General features: G+C 50.4%; 14 protein-coding genes. All 14 read left to right on the forward strand.

Going from position 1 to position 13803, the window contains the following annotated elements:
* Positions 1-96: 96 nt before the first annotated feature.
* The 14 genes from asnC (at position 97) to glmU (ending at position 13598) form a co-directional block, all read left to right on the forward strand.
* Complete coding sequence (gene asnC, locus GUC46_RS23745; protein ID WP_003023780.1) at positions 97-555, forward strand: transcriptional regulator AsnC; 459 nt, start codon at positions 97-99, stop codon at positions 553-555.
* Positions 556-643: 88 nt separating this feature from the next.
* Positions 644-1093 carry an FMN-binding protein MioC gene (mioC, locus tag GUC46_RS23750; protein ID WP_130715326.1) on the forward strand — a complete coding sequence of 150 codons (450 nt, stop codon included), beginning with the start codon at positions 644-646 and terminating at the stop codon, positions 1091-1093.
* 372 nt (positions 1094-1465) lie between these two features.
* Positions 1466-3355, forward strand: coding sequence for a tRNA uridine-5-carboxymethylaminomethyl(34) synthesis enzyme MnmG (gene mnmG / locus GUC46_RS23755; RefSeq protein ID WP_130715325.1), 1890 nt, complete (start codon positions 1466-1468; stop codon positions 3353-3355).
* 101 nt (positions 3356-3456) lie between these two features.
* Positions 3457-4080: a 16S rRNA (guanine(527)-N(7))-methyltransferase RsmG gene (gene rsmG / locus GUC46_RS23760; RefSeq protein ID WP_003023788.1), complete on the forward strand. Its 624-nt coding sequence runs from the start codon at positions 3457-3459 to the stop codon at positions 4078-4080.
* Between the two features lie 614 nt (positions 4081-4694).
* Complete coding sequence (gene atpI, locus GUC46_RS23765) at positions 4695-5075, forward strand: F0F1 ATP synthase subunit I (RefSeq protein WP_003023790.1); 381 nt, start codon at positions 4695-4697, stop codon at positions 5073-5075.
* 7 nt (positions 5076-5082) lie between these two features.
* Positions 5083-5898 (forward strand): F0F1 ATP synthase subunit A, encoded by an 816-nt coding sequence (gene atpB, locus GUC46_RS23770; RefSeq protein WP_003023792.1) that lies wholly within the window; start codon positions 5083-5085, stop codon positions 5896-5898.
* 46 nt (positions 5899-5944) lie between these two features.
* Positions 5945-6184: a F0F1 ATP synthase subunit C gene (gene atpE / locus GUC46_RS23775; RefSeq protein ID WP_003023794.1), complete on the forward strand. Its 240-nt coding sequence runs from the start codon at positions 5945-5947 to the stop codon at positions 6182-6184.
* A gap of 59 nt (positions 6185-6243) precedes the next feature.
* On the forward strand, positions 6244-6714 hold the full coding sequence (gene atpF / locus GUC46_RS23780; RefSeq protein WP_003023796.1) for a F0F1 ATP synthase subunit B: 471 nt from the start codon (positions 6244-6246) through the stop codon (positions 6712-6714).
* A 14-nt stretch (positions 6715-6728) separates the two neighbouring features.
* The gene (gene atpH, locus GUC46_RS23785; protein ID WP_003023799.1) at positions 6729-7262 is read left to right on the forward strand and encodes a F0F1 ATP synthase subunit delta; all 534 of its coding nucleotides are present in this window, start codon (positions 6729-6731) and stop codon (positions 7260-7262) included.
* Positions 7263-7274: 12 nt separating this feature from the next.
* Positions 7275-8816, forward strand: a complete 1542-nt coding sequence (atpA, locus tag GUC46_RS23790; RefSeq protein WP_003023802.1) for a F0F1 ATP synthase subunit alpha — start codon at positions 7275-7277, stop codon at positions 8814-8816.
* A 50-nt stretch (positions 8817-8866) separates the two neighbouring features.
* Complete coding sequence (gene atpG / locus GUC46_RS23795) at positions 8867-9730, forward strand: F0F1 ATP synthase subunit gamma (protein ID WP_003023804.1); 864 nt, start codon at positions 8867-8869, stop codon at positions 9728-9730.
* A gap of 26 nt (positions 9731-9756) precedes the next feature.
* Complete coding sequence (atpD, locus tag GUC46_RS23800; protein ID WP_003023806.1) at positions 9757-11139, forward strand: F0F1 ATP synthase subunit beta; 1383 nt, start codon at positions 9757-9759, stop codon at positions 11137-11139.
* 20 nt (positions 11140-11159) lie between these two features.
* Positions 11160-11579 carry a F0F1 ATP synthase subunit epsilon gene (locus GUC46_RS23805; RefSeq protein WP_003023809.1) on the forward strand — a complete coding sequence of 140 codons (420 nt, stop codon included), beginning with the start codon at positions 11160-11162 and terminating at the stop codon, positions 11577-11579.
* Positions 11580-12227: 648 nt separating this feature from the next.
* Positions 12228-13598, forward strand: coding sequence for a bifunctional UDP-N-acetylglucosamine diphosphorylase/glucosamine-1-phosphate N-acetyltransferase GlmU (glmU, locus tag GUC46_RS23810; protein ID WP_130715324.1), 1371 nt, complete (start codon positions 12228-12230; stop codon positions 13596-13598).
* The last annotated feature ends 205 nt before the right edge of the window (positions 13599-13803 follow it).

Raw genomic sequence — 13803 nt, forward strand, 5'->3', positions numbered from 1 at the left:
TTCAATAATCAACAAACAAAAAGCCGACTTCGATTTTGATTCGTTAAAATTAACGTCTAAAATAGAGGGAATCATTAATCTACATAAGAAAAACCTATGGAAAATTATCAGATCGACAATCTGGACCGCGGCATTCTTGATGCCCTGATGGAAAATGCCCGTACAGCCTACGCAGAATTAGCCAAACAGTTCGGCGTCAGCCCAGGAACAATTCACGTTCGCGTAGAAAAGATGAAGCAGGCCGGGATCATTACCGGCGCGCGGATTGATGTTAGTCCCAAACAATTGGGTTACGACGTCGGCTGCTTTATCGGCATCATTCTGAAAAGTGCGAAAGACTATCCGTCAGCACTTGCAAGACTGGAAAGCCTCGATGAAGTGACCGAAGCGTATTACACCACCGGGCACTACAGCATCTTTATTAAAGTAATGTGCAAATCGATCGACGCGTTGCAGCAGGTACTTATCAACAAGATCCAAACAATTGACGAAATTCAGTCCACTGAAACCCTGATCGTCTTGCAGAACCCGATTATGCGTACCATCAAGCCGTGATCGGGTTTTTTAATCCCCTATTTTTCCACAGGTAGATCCCAGCTCGCACACAGCGTACAATACGCCCTCTTTATAAAGGTGGGCGATCATGGTAGACATCACTCTTATCAGCGGTAGTACGCTTGGCAGTGCGGAATATGTAGCAGAGCATCTGGCTGAAAAGCTGGACGACGCCGGTTTTTCCAGCGAAATACTGCATGGGCCAATGCTTGAAGAGGTTCCGACTGACGGGATCTGGCTGATTATCAGCTCCACACACGGAGCAGGAGACATTCCTGACAACCTGCAGCCTTTATATGATGCCTTACGCGAGCAGAAACCGAACCTGTCACAAGTGCACTTTGGTGCAATCGGGATCGGCAGTCGTGAATATGACACCTTTTGCGGCGCAATCGACAAGCTGGAAGCCGAATTGAAGGCCTGTGGGGCAAAACAGATCGGCGAAACGCTCAGGATCAACGTACTGGAGCATGAAATTCCGGAAGATCCGGCTGAAATTTGGCTGGGATCGTGGCATCCGTTGCTCAGAGATTTGTAAATATCGTACTTTTTTATGTGGATAACTCTGGTTAAAAGCTTGGATTAACCGGTAGTTATCCCAAGAACAACTGTTGTTCAGTTTTTGAGTTGTGTATAACCCTTCATTCTGATCCCAGCTTATACGGACCAGGATCACCGATCATTCACAGCTAATGATCCTCAGCAACCTGTTGATCTTACTTAAAGGATCGCCCTTATCCACAGAAAGGTGCGATCCTAATAAGAGATCACAATAAAACAGATCTCTAAATAAAAAGATCTTCTTTTTAATACCCAGGATCCCAGGTCTTTCTCCATCGACTAAAGTTGAGTAGAATCCACGGCCCGGGCTTCAATCCATTTTCACACCGCGTTATGCGAGGCAATCACCATGTTTTATCAGGATCCTTTTGACGTCATCATCATTGGCGGGGGTCATGCAGGCACCGAGGCCGCAATGGCCGCGGCGCGAATGGGTCAACAGACTCTGCTTTTGACACACAATATCGACACTCTGGGGCAGATGAGCTGCAACCCGGCGATCGGCGGTATTGGGAAGGGACACCTGGTAAAAGAAGTGGATGCGCTTGGTGGGTTGATGGCAAAAGCGATCGACCATGCGGGTATCCAGTTTAGGATACTAAACGCCAGCAAAGGGCCTGCCGTTCGTGCTACTCGCGCTCAGGCCGATCGTGTGCTCTATCGCCAGGCGGTACGTACCGCACTGGAGAATCAACCCAACCTGATGATCTTCCAACAGGCGGTTGAAGATCTGATTGTTGAAAACGATCGTGTCGTGGGCGCGGTAACCCAAATGGGACTGAAGTTCCGTGCCAAAGCGGTCGTGTTAACCGTGGGGACTTTCCTCGACGGCAAAATTCATATTGGTCTGGACAACTACAGCGGTGGCCGCGCTGGCGATCCGCCGTCTATTCCGCTGTCACGTCGTCTGCGTGAACTGCCGCTGCGCGTCAGTCGCCTGAAAACAGGTACACCGCCGCGAATCGATGCGCGCACGATTGATTTCAGCGTGCTCGGCCAGCAAAACAGCGATAACCCGATGCCGGTCTTCTCATTCCTGGGCGATGCATCTCAACATCCGCGCCAGATGCCGTGTTACATCACGCATACCAATGAAAAAACCCATGATGTGATCCGTAATAACCTCGATCGTAGCCCGATGTACGCAGGCGTGATCGAAGGTATCGGCCCACGCTATTGCCCGTCGATCGAAGACAAAGTGATGCGCTTTGCCGATCGTAACAAACATCAGATCTTCCTCGAACCGGAAGGACTGACGTCTAACGAAATTTACCCGAACGGCATCTCCACCAGCCTGCCGTTCGATGTGCAGATGCAAATTGTCCGTTCCATGCAGGGGATGGAAAATGCCAGAATCGTCCGTCCTGGCTACGCGATTGAGTATGATTTCTTCGATCCGCGCGACCTGAAACCTACTCTGGAAAGCAAATTCATCCAGGGTCTGTTCTTTGCTGGTCAGATCAACGGTACGACCGGTTATGAAGAAGCTGCCGCGCAAGGGATGCTGGCTGGTCTGAACGCCGCACGCTTGTCTGCTGACAAAGACGGCTGGGCGCCGCGCCGCGATCAGGCTTATCTTGGTGTGCTGGTGGACGATCTGTGTACGCTGGGCACCAAAGAACCGTACCGCATGTTCACCTCACGCGCGGAATACCGTTTGATGCTGCGCGAAGATAACGCCGACCTGCGTCTGACCGAAATTGGCCGTGAGCTGGGACTGGTGGACGATGAGCGTTGGGCTCGCTTCAACGAGAAGCTGGAGCGTATTGAACAAGAACGCCAGCGTCTCAAATCAACCTGGGTGAATCCGTTAGCGGAGTCCGCTGCAGAAGTGAATGCTCACCTGGCGACACCTCTGTCACGTGAAGCGAGCGGTGAAGATCTGCTGCGTCGCCCGGATATGACCTATGCTCAGTTGACCTCTTTATCTGCGTTTGCACCTGCGCTTGATGATGCTCAGGCCGCAGAACAGGTTGAAATTCAGGTGAAATACGAAGGATATATCGCCCGTCAGCAGGAAGAGATCGAGAGACAACAGCGTAATGAGAACACCCTGTTGCCTGCAACGCTGGATTATCGTCAGGTCTCCGGCTTGTCGAATGAGGTCATTGCCAAACTGAACGATCACAAACCGGTATCGATCGGTCAGGCATCGCGTATTTCCGGCGTAACACCTGCCGCCATCTCCATTCTGCTGGTATGGCTGAAAAAACAAGGTATGCTGCGTCGCAGCGCTTGATATCACTTTTTGGCGGGAGCGCTTCGTTTGCCCGCCCTACAAATTTGTCGGCCCGATAAGCGACAGCGCGTCGGGCAATAGATTATTTACAGGTAACGACCGTGCTCAACAAACTCTCTCGTCTGCTGGCTGATGCCGGTATTTCTCTTACCGATCACCAGAAAAATCAGCTGATTGCGTATGTCGATATGCTGCATAAATGGAACAAAGCGTACAACCTGACGTCGGTGCGTGATCCCAACGAAATGCTGGTGCGCCATATTTTGGACAGCATTGTCGTCGCGCCGTACCTGAAGGGCGAGCGTTTTATCGATGTCGGCACTGGTCCGGGCCTACCGGGAATCCCTCTCTCCATCGTACGTCCTGAAGCGCATTTCACACTGCTGGATAGCCTGGGAAAACGCGTTCGTTTCTTGCGCCAGGTGCAGCATGAGCTTGCGCTTACTAACATCACTCCAGTGCAAAGTCGCGTTGAAGAATTCCCTTCGGAGCCGCCGTTTGATGGGGTGATTAGCCGTGCTTTCGCGTCACTCAATGATATGGTGAGCTGGTGCCATCATTTGCCTGGTCAGGAAGGGCGTTTTTATGCGCTAAAAGGGCAGTTGCCTGAAGATGAAATTGCCTCGTTGCCTGCAGAATTCAGCGTCGAGTCGGTCGAAAAATTACGCGTTCCGCAACTGGATGGTGAACGTCATCTGGTGGTTATTAAGCCAAACAAAATTTAATTTTTATCAAAAAAAATAGAAAAAAAACGGTTCTTCGGGTGTTAAAAGTCATAAGGAATAGTGTGGTTAAATGTCGTTACATTTCACTAATGCCTTACGGTTTTGCATCATAACTATAACGTACCGTTTTTTGTTAAAAGTGAAACAAGTCAGCTGTGAAAATATCAGCCTGCTAAAAATAGAATCAAAGAATCACCGCCCGTGTTAATTTTTTATTATAAATGTCAATGGGTGGTTTTTTTGTTGTTATTCGCTATTTTTAAAACAGTAACGAATTTTAGGCTTAAATATCAAAAAGTTGAAATGGCATCATTTGCCAAGTAAATAAATAGTGCCGGGGCGAATATGCTTAATATGTGATCTGGTGCACGCTTTGCAGCCAGTGTTTACGCGGCTTTTGCAGTTTTGCATGATCGTTCACAGTTTGCATAAAAGTGATAAATGTGGCGTAGCGAAAAATATTTAAACATTTATTCACTTTTTAGCTACTTATTGTTTGAAATCGAGAAGGCGCACCGTATAATTTGACCGCTTTTTGATGCTTGACTCTAAGCCATAAAGAACGTTTTATACGACACGCGGCATACCTCGAAGGGAGCAGGAGTAAAAACGTGATGTCTATGTCGCTCTTGAGTCGAAACGTTGCTCGTAAGCTTTTGCTCACACAGTTTCTGGCGGTAATAGCAAGTGGACTGCTATTTAGCCTCAAAGACCCTTTCTGGGGCATCTCCGCATTGTGCGGTGGATTGGCAGTGTTACTGCCTAATGTGTTGTTTATGATATTTGCCTGGCGTCACCAGGCACATACACCAGCTAAAGGCCGAGTAGCCTGGACGTTCGCTTTCGGCGAAGCCTTCAAGGTATTAGCTATGCTGGTGTTGTTGGTGGTGGCGTTGGCTGTTTTGAAAGCGGTATTCATGCCGCTGATCGTTACGTGGGTTTTGGTGCTGGTGGTTCAGATACTGGCGCCGGCTGTAATTAACAACAAAGGGTAAAGGCATCATGGCTTCAGAAAATATGACGCCGCAGGATTACATAGGACACCATCTGAATAACCTTCAGTTGGACCTACGTACATTCTCGCTGGTGGATCCGCACAACCCCCCAGCCACCTTCTGGACGCTCAATATTGACTCCATTTTCTTCTCGGTGGTTCTGGGTCTGTTGTTCCTGCTTATGTTCCGTAGCGTAGCCAAAAAGGCGACCAGCGGCGTACCAGGTAAATTTCAGACTGCGATTGAGCTGGTAATCGGCTTTGTGCATGGTAGCGTGAAAGACATGTACCATGGCAAAAGCAAGCTGATTGCTCCGCTGGCCCTGACGATTTTCGTCTGGGTATTCCTGATGAACTTGATGGATTTGCTGCCTATCGACCTGCTGCCGTACATCGGTGAGCATATCTTTGGCCTACCGGCTCTGCGTGTGGTTCCGTCTGCTGACGTGAACATCACCCTGTCGATGGCGCTGGGCGTATTTATCCTCATTCTGTTCTACAGCATCAAAATGAAAGGCATCGGTGGCTTCGCGAAAGAGTTGACGCTGCAGCCGTTCAATCACTGGGCGTTCATCCCTGTCAACTTAATCCTTGAAGGGGTAAGCCTGCTGTCCAAACCAATCTCACTTGGTCTGCGACTGTTCGGTAACATGTACGCTGGTGAGCTGATTTTCATTCTGATTGCTGGTCTGTTGCCGTGGTGGTCACAGTGGATCCTGAATGTGCCGTGGGCCATTTTCCACATACTGATTATCACGCTGCAAGCCTTCATATTTATGGTTCTGACGATTGTCTATCTGTCGATGGCATCTGAAGAGCATTAATTTACCAACACTACTACGTTTTAACTGAAACAAACTGGAGACTGTCATGGAAAACCTGAATATGGATCTGCTGTACATTGCTGCCGCTGTGATGATGGGTCTGGCGGCAATCGGTGCTGCGATCGGTATCGGCATCCTCGGGGGTAAATTCCTGGAAGGCGCAGCGCGTCAACCGGATCTGATTCCTCTGCTGCGTACTCAGTTCTTTATCGTTATGGGTCTGGTGGATGCAATCCCAATGATCGCTGTAGGTCTGGGTCTGTACGTGATGTTTGCTGTCGCGTAGTAAGCGTTGCTTGAATTAAGAGCAATATCAGAACGTTAACTAGATAGAGGCATTGTGCTGTGAATCTTAACGCAACAATCCTCGGCCAGGCCATCGCGTTTGTCCTGTTCGTTCTGTTCTGCATGAAGTACGTATGGCCGCCTTTAATGGCTGCCATCGAAAAACGTCAAAAAGAAATTGCTGACGGCCTTGCTTCTGCAGAACGAGCACATAAGGATCTTGACCTTGCAAAGGCCAGCGCGACCGACCAGCTGAAAAAAGCGAAGGCGGAAGCTCAGGTAATCATCGAGCAGGCGAACAAACGCCGTGCTCAGATCCTGGACGAAGCTAAAACTGAAGCAGAGCAGGAACGTACTAAAATCGTGGCACAGGCGCAGGCGGAAATTGAAGCCGAGCGTAAACGTGCTCGCGAAGAGCTGCGTAAGCAAGTTGCTATCCTGGCTGTTGCTGGCGCCGAGAAGATCATCGAACGTTCCGTGGATGAAGCTGCTAATAGCGACATCGTGGACAAACTTGTCGCTGAACTGTAAGGAGGGAGGGGCTGATGTCTGAATTTGTTACGGTAGCTCGCCCCTACGCCAAAGCAGCTTTTGACTTTGCCGTTGAGCACCAAAGCGTTGACCGTTGGCAGGATATGCTGATGTTTGCCGCTGAGGTGACAAAAAACGAACAAATGGCAGAGCTTCTCTCTGGCGCGCTGGCGCCGGAAACGCTCGCTGAGTCGTTTATCGCCGTATGCGGTGAGCAACTGGACGAAAGTGGCCAAAACCTGATTCGGGTAATGGCTGAAAATAACCGTCTGAATGCGCTCCCGGATGTTCTTGAGCAGTTTATTCACCTGCGTGCAGCCAGTGAGGCTATCTCTGAGGTAGAAGTTACTTCTGCCAATGCACTGAGTGATGAACAGCTTAAGAAGATTAGCGCAGCGATGGAAAAACGTCTGTCACGCAAAGTTAAGCTGAATTGCAAAATCGATAAGTCTGTAATGGCAGGCGTAATCATCCGAGCGGGTGATATGGTCATTGATGGCAGCGTACGCGGCCGTCTTGAACGCCTTGCAGACGTCTTGCAGTCTTAAGGGGACTGGAGCATGCAACTGAATTCCACCGAAATCAGCGAACTGATCAAGCAGCGCATTGCTCAGTTCAATGTTGTGAGCGAAGCTCACAACGAAGGTACTATTGTTTCTGTAAGTGACGGTGTTATCCGCATTCACGGCCTGGCCGATTGTATGCAGGGTGAGATGATTTCCCTGCCGGGTAACCGTTACGCTATCGCACTGAACCTGGAGCGCGACTCCGTAGGTGCAGTTGTGATGGGTCCATACGCTGACCTCGCCGAAGGCATGAAGGTTAAGTGTACGGGTCGTATTCTGGAAGTTCCGGTTGGCCGTGGCCTGCTGGGTCGTGTGGTGAACACTCTGGGTTCCCCGATTGACGGTAAAGGTCCGGTTGATAACGATGGCTTCTCGCCAATCGAAGTTATCGCACCGGGCGTAATCGAACGTCAGTCCGTCGACCAGCCAGTACAGACCGGTTATAAATCTGTTGATGCCATGATCCCAATCGGTCGTGGCCAGCGTGAGCTGATCATCGGTGACCGTCAGACAGGTAAAACCGCGATGGCAATCGATGCCATCATCAACCAGCGTGATTCCGGCATCAAATGTGTGTACGTGGCTATCGGCCAGAAAGCGTCCACCATTTCTAACGTGGTTCGTAAACTGGAAGAACACGGCGCACTGTCCAACACCATCGTTGTTGTGGCGACCGCGTCTGAATCTGCTGCACTGCAATACCTGGCACCATATGCCGGTTGCGCAATGGGCGAATACTTCCGTGACCGCGGTGAAGATGCACTGATCGTTTACGATGACCTGTCTAAACAGGCTGTTGCTTACCGTCAGGTTTCCCTGCTGCTGCGTCGTCCACCAGGACGTGAAGCATTCCCGGGCGACGTATTTTACCTCCACTCCCGTCTGCTGGAACGCGCATCCCGCGTAAACGCGGAATACGTTGAGAAGTTCACCAATGGTGAAGTTAAAGGTAAAACCGGCTCCCTGACCGCTCTGCCGATTATCGAAACCCAGGCGGGTGACGTTTCTGCGTTCGTTCCGACCAACGTAATTTCTATTACCGATGGTCAGATCTTCCTGGAAACCAACCTGTTTAACTCCGGTATTCGTCCGGCAGTTAACCCGGGTATCTCCGTATCTCGTGTTGGTGGTGCAGCGCAGACCAAGATCATCAAGAAACTGTCCGGTGGTATTCGTACCGCGCTGGCGCAGTATCGTGAACTGGCAGCGTTTTCTCAGTTCGCTTCCGACCTGGATGAAGCTACTCGTAAGCAGCTGAGCCACGGTCAGAAAGTAACTGAACTGCTGAAGCAGAAACAGTATGCGCCAATGTCTGTTGCACAGCAGGGTGTGGTGCTGTTCGCGGCTGAACGCGGTTACCTCGAAGATGTGGAACTGGCGAAAATCGGTAGCTTCGAAGCCGCTCTGCTGGCTTACGTTGACCGTGACCACGCTCCGCTGATGCAAGAGATCAACCAGTCCGGTGGCTATAACGATGAAATCGAAGGCAAGCTGAAAGCTATCCTCGATTCCTTCAAGGCAACCCAGTCCTGGTAACGTCTGGCGGTCTGCTTTAGGGTGGACCGCAAGGCATTGAGGAGAAGCTCATGGCCGGCGCAAAAGAGATACGTAGTAAGATCGCAAGCGTCCAGAACACGCAGAAGATCACTAAAGCGATGGAGATGGTCGCCGCTTCCAAAATGCGTAAATCGCAGGATCGCATGGCGGCCAGCCGTCCTTATGCAGAGACCATGCGCAAAGTGATTGGTCACCTTGCGAATGGTAATCTGGAATATAAGCACCCTTACCTGGAAGAACGCGACGTTAAACGCGTGGGCTACCTGGTGGTGTCGACCGACCGTGGTCTGTGCGGTGGCTTGAACATTAACCTGTTCAAAAAGCTGCTGGCGGATATGAAAACATGGTCCGATAAAGGCGTTCAGTGCGATATCGCAATGATCGGCTCTAAGGGCGTGTCTTTCTTTAACTCCGTTGGCGGTAATGTGATTGCTCAGGTAACCGGTATGGGGGATAACCCTTCCCTGTCCGAACTGATCGGTCCGGTTAAAGTGATGCTGCAGGCCTACGATGAAGGTCGCCTGGACAGACTGTACGTTGTCAGCAACAAATTTATTAACACCATGTCTCAGACGCCAACCATCACCCAACTGCTGCCTCTGCCGGCATCAGATGATGATGAATTGAAGCGTAAATCCTGGGATTACCTGTATGAGCCAGACCCGAAAGCGCTGCTGGATACCCTGCTGCGTCGTTATGTCGAGTCTCAGGTTTATCAGGGCGTGGTAGAAAACCTGGCCAGCGAGCAGGCCGCACGTATGGTGGCGATGAAAGCCGCGACCGACAATGGCGGCAGCCTGATTAAAGAGCTGCAGTTGGTATACAACAAAGCTCGTCAGGCCAGCATTACTCAGGAACTCACCGAAATCGTCGGTGGTGCATCCGCGGTATAACCAGGTTAATTCGTAGAGGATTCAAGATGGCTACTGGAAAAATTGTCCAGGTAATCGGCGCCGTGGTTGACGTCGAATTCCCTCAGGATGCCGTACCGCGCGTGTACGATGCTCTTGAGGTTATGAATGGTAAAGAGAGTCTGGTGCTGGAAGTTCAGCAGCAGCTCGGCGGCGGTATCGTACGTACCATCGCCATGGGTTCTTCTGACGGTCTGCGTCGTGGTCTGGAAGTTAAAGACCTCGAGCACCCGATCGAAGTCCCGGTAGGTAAAGCAACGCTGGGTCGTATCATGAACGTTCTGGGTCACCCGATCGACATGAAAGGTGATATCGGTGAAGAAGAGCGTTGGGCTATCCACCGTGCAGCACCTTCCTACGAAGAGCTGTCAAGCTCTCAGGAACTGCTGGAAACCGGTATCAAAGTTATCGACCTGATGTGTCCGTTCGCTAAGGGCGGTAAAGTTGGTCTGTTCGGTGGTGCGGGTGTAGGTAAAACCGTAAACATGATGGAGCTGATCCGTAACATCGCGATCGAACACTCCGGTTACTCCGTGTTTGCGGGCGTAGGTGAACGTACTCGTGAGGGTAACGACTTCTATCACGAAATGACCGACTCCAACGTTCTGGACAAAGTATCCCTGGTATATGGCCAGATGAACGAGCCGCCGGGAAACCGTCTGCGTGTTGCGCTGACCGGTCTGACCATGGCTGAGAAGTTCCGTGACGAAGGTCGTGACGTTCTGCTGTTCGTTGATAACATCTATCGTTACACCCTGGCCGGTACAGAAGTATCTGCACTGCTGGGTCGTATGCCATCAGCGGTAGGCTACCAGCCGACCCTGGCGGAAGAGATGGGTGTTCTGCAGGAACGTATCACCTCCACCAAAACCGGTTCTATCACCTCCGTTCAGGCGGTATACGTACCAGCGGATGACTTGACTGACCCATCCCCAGCAACCACCTTTGCTCACTTGGATGCAACCGTGGTACTGAGCCGTCAGATCGCATCTCTGGGTATCTACCCGGCAGTTGACCCGCTGGACTCCACCAGCCGTCAGCTGGATCCGCTGGTTGTTGGTCAGGAACACTACGACACCGCGCGTGGCGTACAGTCCCTGCTGCAGCGTTATCAGGAACTGAAAGACATCATCGCCATCCTGGGTATGGATGAACTGTCTGAAGAAGATAAACTGGTGGTAGCTCGCGCACGTAAGATTCAGCGCTTCCTGTCCCAGCCGTTCTTCGTTGCGGAAGTATTCACCGGTTCTCCGGGCAAATACGTTTCCCTGAAAGACACCATCCGTGGCTTTAAAGGCATCATGGAAGGCGAATACGACCACCTGCCAGAGCAGGCGTTCTACATGGTTGGTTCTATCGACGAAGCCGTGGAAAAAGCCAAAAAACTTTAACGCCTTAATCGGAGGGTGATATGGCAATGACTTACCACCTGGACGTCGTCAGCGCAGAGCAACAAATGTTCTCTGGTCTGGTCGAGAAAATCCAGGTAACGGGTAGTGAAGGTGAACTGGGTATTTTCCCGGGTCACGCACCGCTGCTCACCGCCATTAAGCCTGGTATGATCCGCATCGTTAAACAGTTCGGTCATGAAGAGTTTATCTACCTGTCCGGCGGCATTCTCGAAGTGCAGCCTGGCAGCGTGACCGTTCTGGCTGATACCGCGATTCGCGGACAGGATCTCGATGAAGCGAGAGCCCTGGAAGCGAAGCGTAAGGCTGAAGAGCACATCAAGAGCTCTCATGGTGACGTGGATTACGCTCAGGCATCTGCGGAACTGGCCAAAGCGATCGCGAAACTGCGCGTTATCGAGTTGACCAAAAAAGCGATGTAACACCGGCTTGAAAAGCATAAAGGCCAGTCTGGTTTCCAGGCTGGCTTTTTTTTGCTTTTGCTGCAAGAACATTTAAATTGAAAGCTGTTTTGTGATTTAGATCATAAAAATATTGATTGGCTAAAAAATGCGGCGTAGACTCTTTTTATGTGATGTGTGTCACATAATAAAATCAGATAAAAGAGATGCCAACATGAAATTACTCAATAAAATCATCGCCATGTTCAGCAATATGAGCTTTTAGACTTTACCTGCCTGTCCTGTGGCGCGATGCTTGATATGGTTTATCAGTCAGCGCCACTTGTTGTTATAAATCCCCTCCCCCTACTCTTCTCCCTCAACTTTTTATTTCGCGTACACATGTTCGGTTTCTCACTGAATCACATAAAAAAAATCGGGCTTTGCATGTGTAACTCTTTATTCATGCGGTAAAAAAATAGCAAAAACATTAACCTAAGGCTTTAATAAGAGCAGTCCCCAGGTTTTTGGCAGACAAAAGATACTGATTTAGACGAAAATAGTGAGTTATCAGATGGGGAATTACCCCTGTTGAACGTTTTATCTTCGGTCCATTTCACGCTGAAAAAAATGTAGTATTTTCAATGTGAAACGGTATAAATTCGTTCTCAAATTACAGTCAGGATGTGTATGTTGAATAATGCTATGAGCGTCGTGATCCTTGCCGCAGGCAAAGGCACGCGTATGTATTCCGATCTCCCTAAAGTGCTGCATACCCTCGCAGGAAAACCGATGGTTCAGCATGTCATTGATGCTGCTAATGAATTAGGTGCGACTCACGTACATCTGGTCTACGGGCACGGTGGTGATTTGCTCAAGCAGACGCTGAAAGATGGCAATCTTAACTGGGTTCTGCAGGCGGAACAGTTGGGTACCGGCCATGCAATGCAGCAGGCGGCGCCATTCTTTGGTGATGATGAAGACATTTTAATGCTCTATGGCGATGTGCCGCTGATCTCTACCGATACCTTACGTCGCCTGCGTGAAGCCAAACCGCAGGGCGGCATTGGCTTGCTAACGGTAAAACTTGATGACCCAACCGGTTATGGCCGAATTACCCGCGATAACGGCAATGTCACGGGTATCGTTGAGCATAAAGATGCCACCGACGAGCAGCGTCAAATCCAGGAAATAAACACTGGTATCCTGATTGCCAACGGCGCTGACATGAAGCGTTGGCTGTCTAAACTGACCAACAACAACGTGCAGGGTGAATACTACATCACCGATATCATCGCGATGGCGTATAAGGAAGGACGTGAAATTGCTGCAGTACATCCGGCACGCATTAGCGAAACTGAAGGGGTGAATAACCGTCTTCAGCTATCCCGTCTGGAACGTGTTTATCAGTCCGAGCAGGCAGAAAAACTGCTGCTGGCAGGCGTGATGCTGCGCGATCCGGCACGTTTTGATCTTCGCGGTACGCTTATTCACGGGCGCGATGTTGAAATTGATACTAACGTTATCATTGAAGGTAACGTAACCGTTGAGGATCGCGTCAAGATTGGCGCCGGTTGCATCATCAAAAACAGCGTGATTGGTGAGGGTTGCGAGCTTAGCCCATACAGTGTGGTGGAAGATGCGCATCTGGAAGCCGCTTGCACCATTGGTCCATTCGCACGTCTGCGCCCGGGTGCTGAGCTGCAGGAAGGCGCGCACGTGGGTAACTTTGTCGAAATGAAAAAAGCGCGTCTGGGTAAAGGCTCCAAAGCCGGTCATTTGACCTACCTGGGTGATGCGGAAATTGGCGATAACGTGAATATCGGCGCGGGTACGATTACCTGCAACTACGATGGCGCCAATAAGTTTAAAACCATTATTGGTGATGATGTGTTTGTGGGGTCTGATACTCAGCTGGTGGCGCCTGTCACCGTGGGTAAAGGTGCGACGATTGCCGCCGGAACCACCGTAACGCGTAATGTCGCCGATAACGAACTGGTATTAAGCCGTGTACCTCAGGTCCATAAACAGGGCTGGCAGCGTCCGGTGAAGAAGAAGTAAGTGATTTTTGCCGGATGGCGGCCTACGTGCGGTGACGTTCTGTAGGCCTTACAAGCGTAAGCGCCATCAGGCACACAAGAGATGAGGGGATAACATAATCCTCCGCTCAACAAGCAGTACCATAAAAATAACCCCACTCTCTACAAGGCTCGGGGCGCCCGAAATGGGCAAATACAGGTCAGCGACAACGACAGGCATAATGCCT

Source organism: Citrobacter sp. LUTT5 (assembly GCF_009905315.1).
GTDB classification, from domain to species: Bacteria; Pseudomonadota; Gammaproteobacteria; order Enterobacterales; family Enterobacteriaceae; genus Citrobacter; species Citrobacter freundii.

Bases quoted from the DNA above. Each gene is read 5' to 3' on its own strand.
- atpH (WP_003023799.1), top strand. From the start codon at position 6,729: ATGTCTGAATTTGTTACGGTAGCTCGCCCCTACGCCAAAGCAGCTTTT.
- atpE (WP_003023794.1), top strand. From the start codon at position 5,945: ATGGAAAACCTGAATATGGATCTGCTGTACATTGCTGCCGCTGTGATG.
- atpB (WP_003023792.1), top strand. From the start codon at position 5,083: ATGGCTTCAGAAAATATGACGCCGCAGGATTACATAGGACACCATCTG.
- glmU (WP_130715324.1), top strand. From the start codon at position 12,228: ATGTTGAATAATGCTATGAGCGTCGTGATCCTTGCCGCAGGCAAAGGC.
- atpI (WP_003023790.1), top strand. From the start codon at position 4,695: ATGTCTATGTCGCTCTTGAGTCGAAACGTTGCTCGTAAGCTTTTGCTC.
- asnC (WP_003023780.1), top strand. From the start codon at position 97: ATGGAAAATTATCAGATCGACAATCTGGACCGCGGCATTCTTGATGCC.
- atpG (WP_003023804.1), top strand. From the start codon at position 8,867: ATGGCCGGCGCAAAAGAGATACGTAGTAAGATCGCAAGCGTCCAGAAC.
- mioC (WP_130715326.1), top strand. From the start codon at position 644: ATGGTAGACATCACTCTTATCAGCGGTAGTACGCTTGGCAGTGCGGAA.
- atpD (WP_003023806.1), top strand. From the start codon at position 9,757: ATGGCTACTGGAAAAATTGTCCAGGTAATCGGCGCCGTGGTTGACGTC.
- atpA (WP_003023802.1), top strand. From the start codon at position 7,275: ATGCAACTGAATTCCACCGAAATCAGCGAACTGATCAAGCAGCGCATT.
- GUC46_RS23805 (WP_003023809.1), top strand. From the start codon at position 11,160: ATGGCAATGACTTACCACCTGGACGTCGTCAGCGCAGAGCAACAAATG.
- mnmG (WP_130715325.1), top strand. From the start codon at position 1,466: ATGTTTTATCAGGATCCTTTTGACGTCATCATCATTGGCGGGGGTCAT.